This is a genomic window from Pedobacter caeni, assembly GCF_900129215.1.
Taxonomy (GTDB): Bacteria; Bacteroidota; Bacteroidia; order Sphingobacteriales; family Sphingobacteriaceae; genus Pedobacter; species Pedobacter caeni.
The window spans coordinates 589195-609827 of the sequence record NZ_FQUQ01000005.1 but is presented as its reverse complement, the minus strand read 5'-3'; the positions used below and the strand labels follow the sequence as shown (position 1 = coordinate 609827).

Genomic DNA, 20633 nt, shown 5'->3' with positions numbered 1-20633 from the left:
AATGTTAAAAACGGTCAATCACATGCCAATTTTAACAAAGTGGAGACGATAGTCATTGGGAGAACTACCCGTATGCTTTTTAAAGAAATGACTGAACTGATCCGGACTACTGAAATTGAGTTCATAAGCAATGTCTTTTACCGGCTTCGAAGAAAACTGAAGGTTTCTTTTTGCTTCTGCAATCAACTGGCCATTGATAATCTCTTTAGGGCTCATAACACCACAGCGTTTGCAGAGATCGCCAAGCTTCCGGGTAGAAATCCCCAGGTCTTTTGCAAAGGATGCCACCTCATGTGTGTCTTTATATTTTTCAGATACGGAAGCGATAAAGTGGCGATAGAGTTGTCGATCGTGACTATCGTAGGCCTGTACAAGCGCCGCATTCAAATTCGCAATTTTGATCATGATCACCTTCAGATAAGCAGCAAGTGCATCGAGCTTATTGATGTAATCCACAGCAATATATTCCGCATAGAGGATAGCGAACAAGTTAATCAGTCCGGCCTGTGTTCCTGCAGGAAATGGCAGATGTTGATTTGCCGCAGCATTATTAAACAGCACTGATTTACAATTGCTGGCACTGGCAGGGCTTTTCTCCCAAAAGCAATCCCCGAAACTGAGTTCATAACCAGTCAGGGTAGTTCCAGGCAAAAAAGTAAATAACTGGCCTTTAGAAAGCAGAAACAATTCCTGGCCAGAGATCGGATAGGAATGCTCATCGATCTGAATGCCACCACTCCCCTCCTGAATCAGAAAAATCCTGTGGTAACTGATCCGGCATACCGCAGTTTCCATAATGGTATGCCTGTTCATGAATTTTACCGAAAAGGAATCTTTCAGGTCATGATCCGGAAGTAGGGATAAAATGGGATGTTCAGCGACAGTCATGGTCTGACAAAGCTACTGATAATCCTGGTTGAAAACACCGGTAGCTAAACACCTGTATCTTAAAACCATAACAATCATTTAATACAGCATTAAAGCTGGGGTATTGTTCAAAAATTACCTTGCTGACTGTTCGCAAGGAGCAGCAGGTCCACCTTAACAAGAGCTGCTCCGGCAATATCAAAAAAATGAAATCATCATCACCTGTAAAGACAATTTTATTCAAATGAAACTAACGGAAAACAAGTTGTATTTACTCCTGATCATCCTGGTTACCATTGTGAGCGCAGTAGCACTCTTTGGTGAATTAATGGAACCTGATGGGGCCCTGTATGCAACAATAGCCAAGACCATGGTCTTAAAAAATGACTGGATCAACCTCTATTTGCGGGGTGCCGATTGGCTGGATAAACCACACCTCACGTTCTGGCTTGCTGCAGCGTCCTATAAAATATTTGGCATTTCGGTTTTTGCCTACAAGTTGCCTTCATTTCTTGCAGGCTTACTGGCTTGCTGGTACCTATACCTTTTCACAAAAGCAATTTATAATCAGAAAACCGCATTAATCAGCGTCCTGATCTTTAGTACAGCGCTTCACCTGATCATCTCCAGCTTCGATGTAAGGGCCGAAACCTATATCACCGCCTTTGTCATCGCCAGCATCTATCATTACTACAAGGCTCATCAGCATTCATTCTGGCATATCATTGCCGGTTCTTTCTTTGCCGCTTGTGCCATCATGATCAAAGGCATCTTTGTGTTGATTCCTGTTTTTACAGGATTCCTCATTTACTGGGCAGTTAGCAAACAATACCGGGAGTTCGGGAAACCTAAATGGTGGATAGCTTTAGGCTTGATTTTTATATTCATCACTCCGGAGATCTATGCTTTATATGTGCAGTTTGACCTGCATCCCGAAAAAATAGTATTCGGACAACAGGGTGTTTCCGGGCTGAAATTTTTCTTTTGGGACAGTCAATTCGGACGCTTTTTCAACAGTGGCCCGATCAAGGGCAAAGGGGATGTTTCTTTCTTTCTTCATACCACTTTATGGGCATTCTTGCCCTGGTCAGTTTTGTTTTACACCGCCATCGCCCAATTGGTAAAAAAGAAAAACAGGGATGAGATCCCTATGGAGGGCATCATCATCTGGGCAAGTGCTCTGGTTTCTTTTCTTATTTTCTCTTTTTCCAAATTCCAGCTACCACATTATATCCTGCTCATTTTTCCTCAGTTTTCAATCCTTACCGCAGCCTATTTGTGCCGGTTGGAATCAAAAGGCATCAAAGCATTTTTCAGGATTCAGAATGTTCTTTTCCTGATCATTACGATACTCCTTGCTTCAATTGCATTGTTATTTCATGTTCCTTATCCATTTCTCTGTATCGGGAGCTTACTGTTCCTTCTGATCCTCTCTTTTGTACTGTTCAAAGGCCCATCTGTACAGACCATCATGGCAAGAAGCACCTTGCTTTCCATTTCCCTGATGGGATTTCTTTATCTATTCTTTTATCCTGCCCTTCTGGAATACCAGGCAGGGATGAAGGCAGGGAAATGGTTACAGGAACAATACCCCGGAACGCAGGCAAAGGTCCTCATGAATGTCTCAGATGCTTTCGGTTTTTATGCACCGGGAGAGGTTGGATACCTATCTGACTATGATGCCCTTGAAAAAGAAAAGACGAAGAAAGGCATGGTTGTATTTGTTCCGGAGGCAGAATTTTCTGTCCTGAAAACAATTTACCATGCCCAAATTCTGAAAAGCTTTGACTATTTCCACATCACTAAACTAAAGCCCAAATTCCTGAATTACCATACCCGTAATCAGGTGATTGAACGGTTTTATCTCGTTAAAATCCTTTAAAGAAATGAGCACAATGATGTGTTTGTAAGCCTAAATATCGGTATGAGATCAGTTTGATAAACCAGTAACCTGATAAGCCAAGAGGTTTTCCAATACTTTTTCAGATAACCTTACTTTTGCCTCAGCAGTAAAACCTGCAAATTTATCAGTGCTGATAACCCGGTCCATTTTAGCGATTTCGCCTTCAAAAGGGGCCATTCCATCTGCATCAAAAATTGCATAAGAAGATTCGTCTTCCGACAGCCATTTACTAAAAGCAGCCTTATCAAAGGTCAGTCCTAATGAAGTGTTGATCAGGATTGAATTCTTTTTCTTATGATTAAACTCGGTTTCTCCAAGAAGGATCGTGTTTTTAGGAAGGTGGGTCGTCACCACATCACAGGTAGAAAGCAATTCCTGCAAGGGTAAGTAAGCAATTCCTTTTTGCTCTGCCGCTGCTTTTCTGCTTCTGTTATAATAAAACACCTTCATTCCAAACTGCCCGGCCATTGTGGCTACCATTCCACCCAAAGTCCCCAGGCCAATGATTCCAATGCTTTTACCTTTCAATTCAGCAGCATCAGCTTTCCATTGGTACTTTCCTAAACCCTGAAACAAATACACCAATTGAGCGAAGATAAATTCTGCAGCACCTTCATCACCATAATCCCTCACTCCTTTGACTGTGATTCCGAGTTCCCTAGCTGCAGCGATGTCTACATTTGCAGATTTTTCATCATACAGGCTACAGCAAAGTCCAATAAACTTTAAAGACGGACAAGCCTGTAGAATTTCAGCAGAGATACTGGTCTTCCAGCTCAACAACACCGCATCACTATCTCCGATTCTTTGGACAATCTCTTCTTTGGAAACCGGGGTATCGTTAAATATAACCAATGGTGATTTCGACAATTCTGATATTTTCTGTACGATTGGTCCTTTTATCCCACAATCGTCTATCATGGTAATCTGCGTAAATTTCATGCTTCAAATATAGCGGCTTAATATCCCTTCATGCTCCTAAAAGGGGCAATTTGACAAAGCGCCAACAACTTGGTTTAATTTTTGATCATACTCAGAAACAGAACAAATGCCTTTTAAAAACCACCAGATCAGCATCTTCCTGTTCATCCAGAAACACAAATATGAATTTCTGCTCTTCGCATTGGTTCAGCACCTGTTTATTGGTATCTTTATCACAGACCTGCCCAGCTACACCCAAATCATCTGGCCCATTAACATGGTCATTCTGGGTCTCGCCAGTGTAGGCCTGTTTTTTGAAAAGGGAAAGCTCAAAAACAGAATCAGGAACATTTTATTGCTGATGGTGGTGCTCTTCCCCATCTTTCTTCCCCTGTTTGGGAAAAATGAAGGATACATGTTTGCCTTAAACCTGATCTTTTCAGGCTTCTTTATTTTCATTTTCTGGGAACTCCTCAAGTTTTTACTCAAGCCAAGTTACATCAATGCCGATGTCATCTCGGCCTCAGCATGTGGCTACCTCCTGCTGATAGAAATTAACACCTTCCTTTTTCAATTGTGCTCCTACGGACATCCGGATTCATTTAAAGGATTGAGCACTGCCGATCCGGCAAGTACTTATATGGACTTCGTTTATTTCTGCAGCATTACCATTACCAGTATCGGCTTTGGGGACATTACCCCAAACACCCATCATACCAAGCTCATTACCTCTTTATTCGGCATTATCGGTCAGTTTTACACCGTAGTGCTGGTGGGCATCATCATTAGTAAATTCAGTTCAAAACCAGCTCAAACTTAAACTATGCACATCGGCAGATCCTATCAATTGAAAGAATTCCTCGTATGGACAAGGAGAATTATTTACTGGGTCCTCGTGATCGGCGTGGTCCCCACACTTTTATATCAGGGCCTCGGTATGAAATGGCTGGCTATCCCCTGGACAGTCGTTGCACTTTTAGGCACCGCCACCGCCTTTATTGTCGGGTTTAAAAACACACAAACCTATAACCGAACCTGGGAAGCCCGGCAGATCTGGGGCTCCATTCTCAACAGCAGCAGAACCTGGGGAACGATGAGCCGCGACTTTCTAAGGAACAACCCTCAAAAAACAAAAGAACTCGTTTACCGGCATTTTGCCTGGCTTACCGCTTTACGTTACCAGATGAGGGAGCCCAGAGCCTGGGAAAACAGCAACAACAGGGCTAACGAAGAGTATAAAAAATTCTATACCATTCCGGAAAGAGAAAGCAGTCTGGAAACAGAATTGGCTAAATATATCCCTGCCGAAGAGCTGACCTATATCCTGAGTACAAAAAACAGGGCCGTTCAATTGATGAGCCTACAGTCAAAAACCCTGAGCGGGTTATTCGACAACAAAGAACTGGATAGCTATCAGTTTGTAGAGATGGAACGGATCGTAAAAGATTTTTATGATCATCAGGGAAAAAGCGAAAGGATTAAAAACTTCCCTTACCCCCGTCAGTTTGCAACGATCAACGGCTTTTTCATTAAGCTGTTTTGCTTCCTGCTTCCTTTTGGCTTACTCAAAGAATTTGATAAACTAAATGAAAGCATGGAAGGCATCATGAAAGGAAATATGGTCTGGATGGTGATTCCTTTCAGTGTGCTCATTTCCTGGGTATATACCTCATTGGAAGTGGTTGGAGAAAGCACTGAAAATCCTTTTGAAGGAAGCGCCAATGATGTTCCCATTTCCCAGATGAGCAGAACAATAGAAATAGATCTGAGAGAAATGCTTGGGGAAACAGACTTACCTCCTGCCCTTCAGCCTAAAAACAACATCATTTTATAAGCGCCGTAAAATCATCATAGGCGTACAGCTCACAGAACGTAATGAACATATAATATGATCGTTTGATAACCAACAAAACATACCATGAAAAAAAGAGAAAAATTAGCCCTGATCCGAGCGCATTATCCCAATGCAGTCACCACCATAGACACGGTCAACCGCCTGATCGATTTCGTAGAGGAACGCTTAGACCTGGAGCCTTCGCAGATCATGCTGGCAGATAGTATTTGCAGCGATGATGTCAACAGCATACAGTACCCCGTTAGAGCAAGTGAATTTCTCGGGCCTTTTAAAATGGGCGGTTTAGATGGCTTTCCCTTTACCGGGCTTACTGGAATGGGTGCCTTTGCCAGTCATGTTCCTGACGAGGGTGCGGTCTTTGTTTATTACGGACCACATATCGGGATTTCAAAAGAAGGCACCATCGGAGAGATCCACCGTTACGGACAACATAAAAATACCGGTTGCTGTGGCGCAGCAAAAGGAGCTTTAAACAAGCTGATCAACGATGCCATCGTTCCGGGCCAGCTCAATGATATGGATTATCAGATGAATACCATTGAGCAAATCCTTTTAAAAGAAAAGAACAGAATCCTGGACGCAACCCATCCTTTAAAGGAAGCAACAGAAGTCATTTATGAAGCGATTGATGAACGGATCAACGAACTGGTTAAACAAACAAAATACGCCTGTAAATACGTAATTTTATTGGGCACCATTCACATCAACAGTGACACAGACATAGGCTCTTTTACCTCTGCTAAACGCTTTGAGCTTATTGATCTTGCAACAAATGAGCGACAAAACCTGATCCAGGAACTTTTGAAATAAAAGCCTGCTCAATAATTGTATATTAGCCATAAATCTTTAGCTAAATTATCAACTATGAACTTAAATAAAGCAATACTAACCTCTGCTCTGATCCTGGGAACAGCAGGTTTTGCCAATGCACAGGAAAATGCAAAACATGAAGATACCGAATTTTATACGCCTGTTCCGGTGGTCGTTACCCCGGCAAAAGTAATCGGCAATGCCCCATCTGATGCGATCATCCTTTTTGATGGTAAAAACCTGGACCAATGGGTGATGACCGACGACAGGTCGCAGGCAGCAAAATGGAAAGTAGCCAAAGGAGAATTTACCGTTGACAAGAAAACGGGGAACATTGAGACTAAAAAGTCATTCAATAACTATCAGCTGCACCTGGAATGGAAAGTACCTGCAAATATTACCGGTGAAGGACAAGGGCGTGGAAACAGCGGCCTCTTTCTGGCTTCTATAGGAAAAGGCGATCTGGGATACGAACTACAGATCCTTGACGCTTACAACAATAAAACCTATACCAATGGTATGGCAGGAAGTATATATAAGCAAACAACTCCGTTGTTCAATCCGGCAAGAAAACCGGGAGAATGGCAAACCTATGATGTCATCTGGACTGCACCTCTTTTTAACACCGATGGTTCGGTAAAAAGTCCGGCTAAAGTAACTGTGATCTATAACGGTGTTGTGGTACAGAATAATTTTGAGTTGAAAGGCCCTACTCAATATGTAGGTTTGCCTTCTTACAAACAGGCACATGGCCCTTCTCCGATTAAACTGCAAAGTCATGGCGACAAAAGTGAGCCGCTTAGCTTCCGTAACATCTGGATCAGAGAACTTTAGAATAAACAGATACCAATAGCATATAGAGGGCCGGTTCATCAGAACCGGCTTTTTTTGTGGAGGAATCATCCCAAAGAAAAACAAGCAGAAAACTTATTTATCAACAAGTGTTGCGTAACTTCAGGTTTTAACGTTTTAACGCATATGAAAGCATCATGATCTTACAGATCACCTAACGAAATGCAGGTAAAGATCATGATCGCTTCATTACAAAAAACAATTAGATACTTATGAAAAAACTACTAGTACTTCTTGCTGTTGGCTTTACATTTGCCAGCTGCGGCACCATGAAATCCCCGGGAGGAGATAAAAACACAATTGAGCTTAGTGGAACAATCCAGAAACAAGGGATGACAACTTATCAATATGGCAGCCATACTATCCAGTCGGGAGATAAAACCTATGCACTGAAAAGCACTGCCGTTAACCTGGATACTTATGCCGGCAAAAATGTTAGCCTTAAAGGCACGAAAGTAGCTGGTTATCCTGTAGAAAATGGTCCTGAACTGATCGAAGTCACAGCAGTAAAAATCAAATAACAACTAAAAAGGTGTATTGAAGTTAATCAAAGCTCAATACACCTTTTAACCCGCAAGCGTTACACTATCATATTTACCTTTTTCGTCGACATCCACAATAATGGTATGGCCGAAAAACACATCGTCATCCTTACAATAGATGCTGGCACTGCCATCTTCATAGAAATCGATACTGCTGATGGAGATTCTCTTTCTGAATTCTTCAACGCTAATTGGAGCTTCCTCTTGTCCGTTCTCATCTTCCCCAATCCAAACGTCATTTTTCAGTTCAATCATTTCTGCTTCCATAGACAGGAGCATTTCTTTATAAGTCTTCTCCCTAATCTGTTGTGCCGCAAATGAGATGAGCTGCTCTAATTTTTTAGGAGTCGTCAAAGCAATACCGACCTGGAAAGAACCATCCTCCCCGGCATATTCAGATTCATACTGTCCTGTTTCCTCATTATAGATCAGGGTGCCCAGAACCTCGTTTTCGATGGTTTTATCTTTCGCTTTTGGCTTGCTTACTGTTTTGGTTGGGTATTGTTCGTTGTTCAATGCCTTAAAGGTTTCCTCCAGATCAGCCTCTTTAAAAGCACCATAAAAGTGCATCTTCCTTCTCAGCTCAATCACATTGGTCAGGATCGTTTCTGTTTCGGTAAAAATGCTGACTTCCTTTCCCCGGAGTTCCAGACCAGTATAGGTTAAATTATTGGGAACATAAGCATTCATCTGACTTCCACCGGATTCTTCGCTGCTGATGATCGTGATGCCCCACTGAGTGAACTTATCCTCAGGTCTGGCATTTAATACCCTCCTTTCTTCATTCCAATACTGAACCTGAAAATGACGCATTAAAAGAAGCAGAGAATAATCTTCACTGACCACAGCCAATGGATTTGCTTTCAGCAAAATGTTCAACCGCTTCGGATTTCCCAGTCTTGCTTCCTGCAGGACACTCATCAAATCATCAAATTCCCAACCTATCATACAGATATCTTATTTGCCGGATAAATTACCTATAAATCCTCTTTCTATCAAAATTACTTCCTGAGCTCTTCGTCTGCAACCATTAAATTACAAACATTCTGCTTTCCCGGATCGCCACACGCTTGTAAATCAACACACAAAACTATACTTTTAGTTAGGAATCATTAAATTCATCTTTCTCATGAAGTCAAAGCATCTGTTGTTAGTTGTGCTGTTGATCAACGTCCAGGTTGGTCTTGCTGTAGCACAAGGAAAATTAAGCGATTATCAAAATGCAGAAGCCTTAAACGGGCTCATGCAGAAGAAAATTTACAATGCTCCTGCTAATGTTCAATGGTTAAGCGCAGCCCAGCAATACTTTTATACCAAAAGAACGGCCGGCGGACTAGAATTTATACGCTTCAACCCTAAAGGATATGCCAAAACACCCGCATTTGACCAGGAGAGATTTGCAACCGCACTTTCCGCATGGGCCAAAGAGAAAATCAAAGCCAACGATCTTCCCATCCTGATGCCGGTTATGAGCAACGACGGACAGACACTTAAATTTACTTACAAAACTGAACCTTTAAGCTGTGATTTGAATAGCTATACCTTAAATAAAGCACCTTCTGTCTCAGGGAGAGACCGCCATGAAGGCAGAACAACCTCACCGGATGGAAAATGGATTGGATATGTTAAAAATTTCAACATCTACATCAGCGATGCCAGCGATTCCGGTAAAACTTATCAATTGAGTAAGGACGGAATATCGGGTCATCATTATTCCCCCTATCTGTACTGGTCTCCGGATTCAAAAAAACTGGCTGGTTATAAAGTAAAATCTCCAAAGCCCCGGTTAACGTACCTCATTGAGTCTTCTCCAACAGATCAGTTACAGCCTAAGTTACGGAGCAGGATCTATGCGAAACCAGGAGATAGTCTGGATCAGTTTAGCCCATCACTGTTTCTTATTGAAACTAAAAAACAAATTCCGGTAGACAACTCCGCCATCCCTGAGCAATTTAACCTGACCGAACCGGTATGGCGTAAGGACAGTCGCGCTTTTACTTATGAATATAACAAAAGAGGACATCAGCAGTACAGTGTCATGGAAGTCAATGTTGCAGGAATCAGCAGAGAACTCATTCGGGAAGAAAGCAAAACCTTTATCACCTATAGCCGGAAGAAATATCGTTTTGACCTTGCCGATGGCAATGAAATCATATGGGCATCGGAAAGAGATGGCTGGAACCACCTGTATTTATTCGACCGCAATGGTCAACTAAAGAACCAGATCACAAAAGGAAACTGGGTCATGAGAAGGGTGATTAAAGTCAATGAAAAAGAGCGCTGGATCATTTTCGAAGGCAGTGGTATGGAAAAAGATCAGGATCCTTATTTTATCCAATATTATAAAATCAATCTGGATGGTTCCGGTTTAAAGAAACTGACCTGGGAGAATGGAAATCACATGGCCACTTTTAACGAAGATTATTCTGCTTTTATCGATGTTTATTCCAGAGCTGATCAGCCAGCCACTACCGTTTGGAGGGATGGAAGGACAGGCAAAGTACTTCAGGAACTGGAAAAGTCCGACATCAGTCCATTGCTAAACACAGGTTGGAAACTCCCTGAGGTTTTTAGTGCCAAAGGGCGCGACGGGGAAACAGACATCTGGGGAATGATCATCCGCCCCAGAAATTTCGACCCTACCAAAAAATATCCGGTCATAGAATACATTTATGCCGGCCCTCATGATTCCTTTGTTCCGAAAAATTTCATTGCTGATCAGGCCGTTGCCTTACATGAACTGGCAGAACTGGGCTTTATTGTTGTACAATGTGATGGAATGGGCACCTCAAACCGGTCTAAAGCTTTCCATGATGTTTGCTGGCAAAACTTAAAAGATGCTGGTTTTCCTGACCGCATTGCTTTTATCAAGGCCGCGGCAAAGAAATATCCTTACATGGACCTGAACAAAGTAGGAATCTATGGAAGCTCCGCCGGTGGGCAAAGCTCATTGGGCGCTTTACTGTTTCATCCGGAATTTTACAAGGTTGCAGTATCATCTTCAGGTTGTCACGACAACCGAATGGATAAAATATGGTGGAATGAGCAATGGATGGGCTATCCTATCGGGCCCCAGTACGCAGCCTCATCCAATGTAGATCATGCCGCAAACCTGCAGGGAAAATTACTCCTGATCCTGGGAGAATTGGACGAAAACGTAGACCCTTCCTCCACTATGCAAGTGATGAACAAACTGATCAAAGCAAATAAAAACTTTGATTTTCTCATCGTTCCGGGTATGGGACACTCTATTGGCGGAGATTATGGAGAACATAAACGACGCGATTTCTTTGTAAAACATCTATTGGGTGTGGAACCACCGGAATGGAACTGGAAACCGGAGATAACTGTCCCTAAACCTTAGGGACAGTTATTGCTATATCCTATGTTACTGCTCCTTCATGGCCTTACTAATGGCCTGAATTTTTTTCAACTCGTCTTTGGCACTGTAATTCCGCTGATAATAGATCGAATGGTAAGACAGCTCTTCTTTATTATTTTTAAAGATTCCACCATCCTGGTTAATATTGAGTTTGATGATGCTGCTGTTGATGGCCTCTATTGGTGCAGCAACAAGATTAATAGCCCCATTCATCGCGGCATTAGTCAAGTGTCCTTTAATTCTCTCGTCTGTATCCGGATCTTTTTGGCCGTCCTTTCTTACCCGTACCTGTGAATTAGGAAGGGTTTCATAATTATGCTCGCCCAATGGATCATACTTAAATACAGATTTCAATTGATAAGGTGCTTTAGAGGCCCTTATACGGATACTTTTAATATCTGTCGCTTTAACAAGAATTAAGGAATCACCCTGCTCAAGGAGGATTGCATCTTCATTGACCCGATGCAGGATTCCTTTCTTTTTACCATCTTTTGTTTTCACAATAGCGATGTAAGAACGCATGACCTGTGCCTGTGAAACAAATCCAAAACACAGTAAAAAAAACAGAGAAAGGTAAATTCGTTTCATAACTCAAATCTAACAAATCATCGCTTAGAGACAAGGTAAATAAATCATAAAGCTTATACAAAATGAGCACGTTTTAAAGATAAAAACGTGCTCATTATTTAAAGGTATTCCAATAGGTTCTCTGGTACAACTTCCCCGAAATAAGGGTTCAATAGTTTCAGAAAGTGTTCAGGAGGAAGACATGGTCTTTTCCTCGACCTGTCGTAAGGAACAAGTAATACCTGTGCAGTACTGATTAGCTCTTTGCCTTCATTGTAGAGTTCATACCTCAGCTGAACCCTCAGTGCCGGCAACTGGTCTAAAAAAGTTCTGATCGTAATCAGCTCATCATAGTGCGCAGGTTTCAGGTACCTGATGCTCATCTCCCGGACCGGCATAATGATATCCAGCTCTTCAAAACAGGTATAAGGCATTCCGATTTCCCGAAGCAGTTCTACTCTTGCTACCTCAAGCCACTCTGCATAATTCCCATGATAAACATAGCCCATGGCATCGGTTTCCCCATACCTCACCCTCAGCGTGGTTTCATGTGCGTACATAAGCAGGAATTACAGGATGATCCGTATGGATCAGACGATAGGCACAGGATTTCTTCAATCCGGCTTCTTTTTCCATCAGACCAATACTCACCAATATCCTTAAATTGGTATAGACGGTAGCCCAGCTGATGCCATGTTGTTCCCTCAGGATCAGCCAGAAATCTTCTGCACTTTCTATCCTGTTGAGCCGGCAGAGTTCCTGAATGATGATCATCCTCCGCAGGCCAAGCTGGTAGCCATGTTGCCGCAGGCGGTTTACAATTTGATCTTCCATATCTCACCCCTTTAACAGTTCCCTGCTGATAACCAGTTGCTGAATTTCTGAGGTCCCCTCTCCGATCGTACAAAGCTTGGCATCCCGGTAAAATTTCTCTGCCGGATAATCCCTGGTATAACCGTAACCTCCAAAAATCTGTACTGCTTCTGTCGCATTTCTTACCGCCACTTCTGAAGCGTAATATTTGGCCATCGCTGCAGCTGTGGTTACTTTCTCCCCATTGTCTTTTAAACGGGCTGCTTCCTGTGTTAAAAGTAAGGATGCCTGTACCTCTGTTGCCATATTAGCGAGTTTAAAGGCAATCGCCTGGAAGTTCGCAATCGGCTGACCGAACTGCTCTCTGACTTTCGCATAATCTCTTGCCACTTCATAAGCGCCCATGGCAATGCCCACAGACAAGGCCGCGATAGAAATCCGGCCACCATCCAATATTTTCATCGCCTGGCGAAAACCATCGCCCACCCGTCCAAGGAGATTCTCCCGGGGAACCCGGCAATTGTCGAAATGTAAAGCCGCTGTTTCCGAAGCCCTCATTCCCATTTTATCTTCCTTTTTGCCGGAAGAGAAACCGGGGGTTCCTTTTTCCACCACAATTGCCGAAATATTATCCGACTGTCCAATTTCCCCTGTCCGCACCATCACCACTGCAATCTGGCCACATTCTGCATGGGTGATCCAGTTTTTGGAGCCATTCAACACATAATGATCCCCATCCAGTATCGCTGTCGTTTCCATCCTCAGTGCATCCGATCCGGTATTGGCTTCCGTTAATGCCCAGGCACCAAGCCAGGCACCTGAGGCAAGGAAAGGCAACCAACGCTGTTTCTGAAATTCATTCCCAAACATCAGAATATGATTGGTACTTAAGGAATTGTGAGCGGCGAAGGAAAGACCTACTGCCCCGCAGACCTTACTGATTTCAATAATAATTTCTATATAATCGGCGTATTGCAAACCTGCACCACCATATTCCTGTGGTACCAGAACACCCAACAGGCCCAACTCTCCCAGTTTCTGAAAGACTTCCAAAGGGAACTGCTGTTCTTTATCCCATTCCATCATATCCGGCCGGATGTGACGATCGGTAAAGTCCTTCACCATTTCGATGATTGATTCTCTATATTCTATTGCAACTATTGCATCCAAAGTTGGCATACTACTCATAACTATTGATTTTTAGGTATTCTTTAACTGCTTTCCATTTATTGAAGCCTTCCAGACTTTTCAATCCGCCTTCAGCAAGCCATGCCAGCGCCTCATCCGTATGGATAAAGACCTTACATGCCCCTGCAGAAATCTCTTCAAAATTGGTTTTACATACTTTTTCATATCTGGATTCGGGAACAACAAGCGCAATTCCCTGCTCGTATTGCTGCAGTAAAGGCAGGTATTTTTGCATCCAGCCTTTCGCCATTTTGCCCAATCCGGGTGTATTTTCAAAGCTGGCCTCATTCCTGATGTTGAGCAAGGCATAAGGTTGCTCCCTATCCAGCCATTTACCATAATGGCTCAATACCCTCAGGTAATCTTCCGGAGAAACCTGTCCGTAGCTCAATGAAATATTTAAAGGGTAAAACAGGTCCGTACACGTGTGGTTGATCATTTTTAACAGATTAATTTGGTTTAACAACGGGTTCTTCCGGATTCACAACAGGTTCGTCCTTTGCCTCAACAGGCTTTTTCTTTGCGCCACTACTCAGGTATTCCCAGCCTGCGGTAAGCAACATCGTCAGGACAATAAACCCGATGAGGTACGGCACCACCAATCTCCCCGGAAGGGAATGATAAGGCGTGAATGCCCATCCCCAATAGATCAGGATCCATTGAAGGATATAAATCCGGGTGACATTCCTGCTGCAGAACCGGATTCCTTTGACCATCCCTGTAGTCAGAAAAGGGCTGATAAAATAAAGCAGCGAAAGGAAGGCCAGCAGCTGTCCGCAGTACATGATCAGGGCACCATGTTTCCGATGGTAATAGTCTGTTCCGAATTGTCCCGAAGGATCCGATTGGATCAGCAAAAAGCCTATGGTTAAAACAATCAATCCAATCCCCAGAAAACCGAGCATCGTGTTCTTTAAATTGCCATAATTGCGGATAAAATAACCGGCAGTCATCCCCAGTAAAGGAAATGCCATCCAGGGGCAAACCGGGAAATAGACCTGGAAATTCTGTCCATAAAAGATCTGCATAAAATAATTCCCGGAGGCATATTGCTCCTGATACAGGTACGGTGCCATTCCCAGTAAGGGTAAGGCCAGCAGCACAGCCCAGATCTGATAATTCCGGATGTATTGAAAAAGAAAAGAGCAGAAGATATAAGCGATCCCTGCAAACTGCAGGATATCGGCAATAAAGATGAAACTCAACAGTCCATCGGTATTATTTACTCTTCCAGTCTCTACAAATAATGCTTCAGGAAATACCCCAAACAAAGTAATTGTAGGAAAGAACTTCAGGAAGTTCAGTACATATCCCGTCAGAATTAAGATCAGTCCTCTGGTCCAGATCTGACGGGGAGATTTAGGCGAAGACAGTACAATGGCCAGGCCCATAGAGAAAATAAATGCCGGTGCACCGATTCCTTCTGCGCAGAAGGCAATCCAGGTGATGGCTGTGGAGCCGATCACTTTGGGTGTCCCGTACATGATCACGATGTGTCCCAGGAACATAAAGAATACCGCAAAGGCCTTCATCATGTCCAGGGCGATCAGTTTTTTTTGTGAGTTAAGCGTTTTCATATTTTGGTTTACAGGTCTAAAGGAATTCCAAAATCCTGGAAGGCAATGCGGTCTTCGAGTTCAAAGACTTCCTTTCCAAGGATGTGGTTAATGATTTTCGCATTGCGATATGGGCCCATACCGAGGTCTGAGGTGAGAATTCCATGGGAAGAAAGCTCTGCATTGAGCACATAGATTTCTCCTTCGTTTTTATCGATGCTGAAGTTTCCGGCGACTTTAAATCCGCCACTTTCATCCCTGTTGATCCGTTCATTCACAAACTTCAGGAATGCAGGTTCCTGATGGCGGTAACCTGTGGCCAGGATCACATAGTCGGAATGCATTTTGAAGTCTTTCTCCAGCTGGGTATGTTGCAATCCCATTTCAAAACCGGTCCATTTATTCCCTGTTAAGGATTTCAGCAGGACATTGGGCAGGATTTTGATTGGCAGGGGTTCTTTTTTGTACAGGTCTTTATGGTACAGTTCATTATAAATCTCATCGATCAGCTCCTGATTGATCCCTTTGTACAGGATCTCCTGCCGGGAAATGATTTGTGACCTTTTTCTCTCCGGAAGACCATGGAAATAGCTCAGGTAATCCGGTGAAGTATGTTCAAAAGTGAGTTTAGAGTTTTCCATCGGGAAGAAACGTTCTGCTGCAGTGATCCAGTTCAACCGGAACTCCTTTTCGTCCATCAGCTGCAGCAGGTCCTGAAACATTTCTGCAGCGCTTTGTCCCGAACCGATAATACTGATGCTGCTGCCAGGTTTAAGGTAATTCTTCCGGTACAGGTATTGTGAAGAATGAAATACCCTTTCCCTGCTGCATTCCTCGGTACAGGAAGGCATTAAAGCAGTCGTTCCTGTTCCTACCACCAGCCTTTTGGTCCGATAGGTCTTGGTACTTCTGTTGATCAGGTCATGAACGCTGACTTCATAATACCCTTCCGAATGGTATTCAATTCCGCTCACCAGGTGACTAAACCGAAGTTCCGGTAATTGGTCTGAAACCCAGCGGCAATAATCATTGTATTCTTTCCTTGTCACATAAAAAGTTTCCTTGATACAGAACCGGAACAGCATTTTCTTTTTCTTCAGGTAATTGGTAAAACTGAACGGGCTGGTGGGATCTACAGACGAAACGAGATCGGCCAGAAAAGGGACTTGTAAAGTGCTGCGTTCAATGAGCAGACCAGGGTGCCAGTTAAAAGAGGGTGCCTGTTCAAAGAACAAGGCTTTCAGAGACTGATGATGGGACAAAGCGGCAAAGCCCAGGTTAAAAGGCCCGATGCCGATACCGATGACATCGAGGATATTGTTAGCATGATTCATAGTAGAAATAGGGTTTTAGATATTGACGTAGATATTGGTGCAGGAGCGTTCCAGAACTTCTTTTACCGCTTCCTGAAACTGTTCTCTCACACAGAAAGTCAGGTTGGAGGTCTTGTAAGGCAAGACCAGTGCTTTGTTAAATTCGCAGCCTACTTTGGTAATCAGGTTATGGGTGCCCATATGTTCTGCAGAGGCCTCCCCGATCATCCGATGCAGCTGATCAAAAGAGAAAAAATGTTCCATACACATCGTCAGTGCGTAATAAGAGAAATTAGGGATCCTGCGTTCTGCGGGTGCAATCAGCATATGAAAACCATAGTCTCCCGGATGAAAAGGATAATATTTCCCGACTTCATCTTTGATGGCCCAGTACAGCTCCAGGGTGAAAATCGGTTCTCCATTCAGTGTTCCGATATAAGGATGTGAATAGTCTACGCCCAGGTGTTTGATATAGGCCTCTTCCAGGTCTTTTATCGGCCCGTCCATCTCCCAGAATTTCTTGGTATAGTCCATATTTACCCATTCGTGGAGGATCTCAATATCTGTTTCCGGATTAAAGGCCCGGATGGCGATTTCCAGTTCTCCATTATTGAAATAGCGTTTATGAACCACTTCTCCCGGATAGGGCTTAATCAGTTCAGGAACATAATACTGTACGTTGATCACATGGTTGTGCAGGTGGAGGTGTCTTTCTGCAAATTCATCCTCCTGGTTTTTCCCTAATAACTGCGGAACCTGCGCTTTTACCCGGAGCCTTACGGCATCCAGAAAATCAGCTTTGCCCTGGTGTTCTTTTTTCAGGTGAAGCAATTCTTCGTTCAGGTACTCCAGCAGTTTTTCTTCCCGGAGAAAACCGATCATGCCTACGGCCCGGATCAATGGATAAATATGATGAGCCAACAGATGTGCCGCTAAAAAGGCATCCAGTTTTCCCCTGTTAAAGTTTTCCGGAAGTCGGGAAAGGATTAAGGTCTGCTGATCATCGGGAAAGACAATTTGTTCCGGTAGTCCGTCTTCATCCAGACAGAGACCGGTATGAAGATACGTTGGAGAAAGCAACACCCCTTCTTTCAGGTAAAGGTCTAAAGTGCTTTTCAGCAGGTGATACAGGTAGCGTTGTGTCCATTGTGCTGCTGCTTTTTCAGTTCCGATTTCTTTGCCTCTGGAAAAGGACAAGATTGCTCCCTGCAGCAGGGAACAGGCCGTCTGGTCGCCAAATTCATTAAAGAACAAGTCGCTGGCATGAAAATCATCGTTTTCGGTCTTTTCCTGCCAACTTTTAAAGACAGGGTTTGCTTCTGCCCGGATCAGAAGTTCTGCAGGGACATATTGTTCCAGTTCCCTGGACAAGGAATGTTCATAAGCAACACCAAGATTTTCCAGCTGCCGCTGCAGTTCCGGTTTGGACAAGTCCGGATAGATCTCTTTGATGAGGTGGTTTAAGGCAACTTCAGGAGTGATGACCGTGAGGACCTCAGTCCCTGCTTTGCGCCATGCAGGGCTATTGCCAAACAAATGAAATCCGGTTAAGGAGCGGTACGCCAGCGGGTAATACAAGACGGATCCTGCGTTCTGAAGACTGATTTTAATAAAGCCCTTTTCCGAAAGGTTCTGCATATAAACTGCGAGGTCTTCATCATATTTCGGGATGAGGTCAAAGTAATACCAATGGTTATATTCCCGGAGAATTAAGTTCAACAACAGATTGATCTGGTTGTTTTTGTCGTGTGGAGCCATAATATAATTGTATTTAATAGGATGAGATCAAATAGAGAATGGGATTGATATTGCGGTAAAATTAGGTGGGATCCTGTAGGGAGAGTTTACGAATTCGGAACTGTTATTTACTAATTTGGTTTTTTCTGTCCGGCTCTATAACAGAAAAAGCGCTTACAGACGAATCCGCAAGCGCAACGTTAACGAGAGGGAGTTTTATTTAGCAGAATTCAGGTTCCTTGAACCATCCTTTTGAAGGAAGAACCGGAAATTGAGGTAATACTTTTCTGAATTTTCTGTTGGCTTTGCAGGGTTGTCTTTATAGACACTTTGTATTTGTAATTTTGCATACTTCCCTTTGTTGGTTTTGAAGATGATCGTTCTGTTTTTGATGGCTTTTACGTATTTTAACAAGACCCCATCCTCAAAGCTCTGTACCCATCCAAGAATGTTTGGATCCAGATCTCCGTTCAAAGCGTAAGAATCAGCACCATATTCACCCGAATAATTTATGGTTTTATTATAAACTGCATCATCCGCAGGAGCTTCTTTTACCTCTTCAAAGAGTTTAGCGCTAATGGTAAATAAGGCCTTTCCCCCATTTTCATAAATGACTTTATTGCTCTTATATTTCCCGTTATTCACCAGGATCATGTTTCGGTTACAGTCAAAAGCAAAATCCCATTGATCTGTGCGGGCCTGATCTGCAAGCACTACTTTTTGATCATCAAGACTATAGTACCAAAGCCCCAGGGGGTCAGTTTTTGCGCCAACCGATTTTTCTACAATCGCCGGATCTATCTTCAGGTTGGTCAGCTGCACAAAATTGTGTTCATCAACTGGTCCGGGTGCAATCGGGTTATCCTTTTTGCAGGAGCTCATTGCAAGGACAATCAGCACAAATAGTATCGTTTTTTTTGTTCTCATTTAATTGATATTAAAGCCTGTCAAGCCCCATAATTCTTACATATCCACTTCCACTGGTAAAGCCGGAAACTGCAGTTGTTGCAATTGGTGCTGCTGCCGCAGTAAATGTGGAAGAACTCAGTGCCGTAATTTTTTTAATCCCCGCATTGTTCGCCGGAGTAGAATTGTTGTAAATGAAGTATACCTCATTGTTAATTACTCTTGCATTCTGATAAGCATAATAGTTATCAAGAGGAACATTCAGCAATTTGCTTGCATTGGAAGCAGAAGAGGCATCAATAGCAGTCCATTGCCAGATACTGGAACGGTAAGACACGCCATGACCTGACCCTAAATAGGTGACATTTGTATTAGGAACTTTTGTATAGATAATGTTATTATAAACGGTTAAAGTGTTGAACTCGCCCTGAACATCAAAATCACCCAACATATCCACTTTCCATGAACCGTTGATCGTATTCGCTCCTGCATTGATCTTCAGAATTTTTGACGTTGGAGATGCGGTAGCCATATTCCCTACGGTAGAGAAATAGATATCTCCTGTTACCTCATCTCTGGAAACCAAAGGCGCATCATTGAACAAACCAATATTGGTAGCTCCGGCAAAGGAACTTACCGTAATGTGTCCTGTTGCCTTGTGATAAGCCGCCACATACACATTATTGGTTGCCTGTACCACTTGCTTTAAAGAGTTATAGCTGTTGCCGAACAAGACATCCACAAAGATATAATCACCCCGGTCTATGATCATTTTCGATCCGATCAGTTTGTGTGTAGCCGTGCTGGAAATTGGATTCGTGACGTTGGTGGCTGAAGGATTAAACACTGCGCTAAAGTCTATCGCAGTATACCCTGTTGTACTCATAGGTGTCGCAGTAGGGTTAAATCTGAAGATCTTCAGCTTATCAGCTACTGCCGCATCTCCGTTTGAATAGTAAGCAGTATCTGGTTTGTAAAGGGAGAAATTCACTTCATTTGTTTGAAACATCGGCGCTCCACCAAGGCTCAGCGTAGCTCCACTTTCTGCAACAGTACCACTGGAAGAAACCGTGTATCGTTGAATACCACGTGCGCCAACATTACTGCTGCTCAGTTTATATAGATAATTGAAGGCTGCCCGGCCTCCTACTGCATAGTTTACGCCAAAGCTTCCTGAAGCAGGGAAAGACAAAGTTGAAGGAAGTGTGCCATAACCGTTGATTGCGCCAGACCAGTAAAGATCACCTTTACCGCCCCATACTACCCATGGTCCGGTAGGGTTTGTAAAGTTTGGAACAGCGGCCATGCCACCATTCAATTTCAGAGAACCAGCTTCATTAATGGCCTGATCTTTTTTACAGGAGGCTAAAAACAAGGTTGCCGCGGCGGCAAACATGGCAAATTGTGATTTTAAATTCATC

20 protein-coding genes are annotated in these 20633 nt (G+C 43.2%); 7 read left to right on the top strand and 13 right to left on the bottom strand.

The features are described from left to right. Positions 1 to 18: 18 nt before the first annotated feature. Positions 19 to 888 (bottom strand): AraC family transcriptional regulator, encoded by an 870-nt coding sequence (locus tag BUC20_RS26585; RefSeq protein ID WP_073235379.1) that lies wholly within the window; start codon positions 886 to 888, stop codon positions 19 to 21. Between the two features lie 223 nt (positions 889 to 1111). Between BUC20_RS26585 and BUC20_RS26580 the strand changes: the two genes are divergently transcribed. Beyond that, positions 1112 to 2749 (top strand): ArnT family glycosyltransferase, encoded by a 1638-nt coding sequence (locus BUC20_RS26580; protein WP_073235376.1) that lies wholly within the window; start codon positions 1112 to 1114, stop codon positions 2747 to 2749. A gap of 48 nt (positions 2750 to 2797) precedes the next feature. Here BUC20_RS26580 and BUC20_RS26575 read toward each other — a convergent pair whose 3' ends face one another. Beyond that, a complete protein-coding gene (locus tag BUC20_RS26575; protein ID WP_073235373.1) occupies positions 2798 to 3712 on the bottom strand; it encodes an NAD(P)-dependent oxidoreductase in 915 nt (304 codons plus the stop codon). A gap of 106 nt (positions 3713 to 3818) precedes the next feature. Between BUC20_RS26575 and BUC20_RS26570 the strand changes: the two genes are divergently transcribed. The 5 genes from BUC20_RS26570 to BUC20_RS26550 all read left to right on the top strand — a co-directional run bounded on the left by BUC20_RS26570 (position 3819) and on the right by BUC20_RS26550 (position 7729). Then, positions 3819 to 4511, top strand: a complete 693-nt coding sequence (locus BUC20_RS26570; RefSeq protein WP_073235370.1) for a potassium channel family protein — start codon at positions 3819 to 3821, stop codon at positions 4509 to 4511. 3 nt (positions 4512 to 4514) lie between these two features. Continuing rightward, the gene (locus BUC20_RS26565; protein WP_073235366.1) at positions 4515 to 5525 is read left to right on the top strand and encodes a bestrophin family protein; all 1011 of its coding nucleotides are present in this window, start codon (positions 4515 to 4517) and stop codon (positions 5523 to 5525) included. Positions 5526 to 5609: 84 nt separating this feature from the next. Then, entirely contained in the window at positions 5610 to 6356 is a 747-nt protein-coding gene (locus BUC20_RS26560; protein WP_073235363.1) for a hypothetical protein, read from the top strand. A gap of 54 nt (positions 6357 to 6410) precedes the next feature. Then, the gene (locus BUC20_RS26555) at positions 6411 to 7190 is read left to right on the top strand and encodes a 3-keto-disaccharide hydrolase (protein ID WP_073235361.1); all 780 of its coding nucleotides are present in this window, start codon (positions 6411 to 6413) and stop codon (positions 7188 to 7190) included. Positions 7191 to 7420: 230 nt separating this feature from the next. Beyond that, positions 7421 to 7729: a hypothetical protein gene (locus tag BUC20_RS26550; RefSeq protein WP_073235358.1), complete on the top strand. Its 309-nt coding sequence runs from the start codon at positions 7421 to 7423 to the stop codon at positions 7727 to 7729. A 45-nt stretch (positions 7730 to 7774) separates the two neighbouring features. Here the strand turns inward: BUC20_RS26550 and BUC20_RS26545 are convergent, their stop codons facing one another. Then, the gene (locus tag BUC20_RS26545; protein ID WP_073235355.1) at positions 7775 to 8698 is read right to left on the bottom strand and encodes a DUF2262 domain-containing protein; all 924 of its coding nucleotides are present in this window, start codon (positions 8696 to 8698) and stop codon (positions 7775 to 7777) included. Between the two features lie 181 nt (positions 8699 to 8879). Between BUC20_RS26545 and BUC20_RS26540 the strand changes: the two genes are divergently transcribed. Then, entirely contained in the window at positions 8880 to 11114 is a 2235-nt protein-coding gene (locus BUC20_RS26540; RefSeq protein WP_073235352.1) for a S9 family peptidase, read from the top strand. A 24-nt stretch (positions 11115 to 11138) separates the two neighbouring features. Here the strand turns inward: BUC20_RS26540 and BUC20_RS26535 are convergent, their stop codons facing one another. From BUC20_RS26535 to BUC20_RS26490, 10 genes are all read right to left on the bottom strand, one after another. Then, a complete protein-coding gene (locus tag BUC20_RS26535) occupies positions 11139 to 11720 on the bottom strand; it encodes a hypothetical protein (protein ID WP_073235349.1) in 582 nt (193 codons plus the stop codon). A gap of 98 nt (positions 11721 to 11818) precedes the next feature. Then, complete coding sequence (locus BUC20_RS26530; protein WP_073235347.1) at positions 11819 to 12259, bottom strand: acyl-CoA thioesterase; 441 nt, start codon at positions 12257 to 12259, stop codon at positions 11819 to 11821. Then, positions 12246 to 12533, bottom strand: a complete 288-nt coding sequence (locus BUC20_RS26525; RefSeq protein ID WP_073235345.1) for a transcriptional repressor — start codon at positions 12531 to 12533, stop codon at positions 12246 to 12248. The genes BUC20_RS26530 and BUC20_RS26525 overlap by 14 nt, the downstream gene beginning before the upstream one ends. A 3-nt stretch (positions 12534 to 12536) precedes the next feature. Beyond that, positions 12537 to 13700: an acyl-CoA dehydrogenase family protein gene (locus BUC20_RS26520; protein ID WP_073235343.1), complete on the bottom strand. Its 1164-nt coding sequence runs from the start codon at positions 13698 to 13700 to the stop codon at positions 12537 to 12539. Next, the gene (locus BUC20_RS26515; protein ID WP_143166928.1) at positions 13693 to 14139 is read right to left on the bottom strand and encodes a hypothetical protein; all 447 of its coding nucleotides are present in this window, start codon (positions 14137 to 14139) and stop codon (positions 13693 to 13695) included. Before BUC20_RS26515 ends, BUC20_RS26520 begins: the two co-directional genes overlap by 8 nt. 10 nt (positions 14140 to 14149) lie before the next feature. Next, the gene (locus BUC20_RS26510) at positions 14150 to 15277 is read right to left on the bottom strand and encodes a heparan-alpha-glucosaminide N-acetyltransferase domain-containing protein (RefSeq protein WP_073235339.1); all 1128 of its coding nucleotides are present in this window, start codon (positions 15275 to 15277) and stop codon (positions 14150 to 14152) included. An 8-nt stretch (positions 15278 to 15285) separates the two neighbouring features. Further along, entirely contained in the window at positions 15286 to 16590 is a 1305-nt protein-coding gene (locus BUC20_RS26505) for a lysine N(6)-hydroxylase/L-ornithine N(5)-oxygenase family protein (protein ID WP_073235336.1), read from the bottom strand. A 15-nt stretch (positions 16591 to 16605) separates the two neighbouring features. Next, positions 16606 to 18327: a GNAT family N-acetyltransferase gene (locus tag BUC20_RS26500; protein ID WP_073235334.1), complete on the bottom strand. Its 1722-nt coding sequence runs from the start codon at positions 18325 to 18327 to the stop codon at positions 16606 to 16608. Between the two features lie 195 nt (positions 18328 to 18522). Then, positions 18523 to 19233, bottom strand: a complete 711-nt coding sequence (locus tag BUC20_RS26495; protein ID WP_073235331.1) for an HmuY family protein — start codon at positions 19231 to 19233, stop codon at positions 18523 to 18525. Between the two features lie 10 nt (positions 19234 to 19243). Beyond that, the gene (locus BUC20_RS26490) at positions 19244 to 20632 is read right to left on the bottom strand and encodes a hypothetical protein (protein ID WP_073235328.1); all 1389 of its coding nucleotides are present in this window, start codon (positions 20630 to 20632) and stop codon (positions 19244 to 19246) included. Between the last annotated feature and the right edge of the window lies 1 nt (position 20633).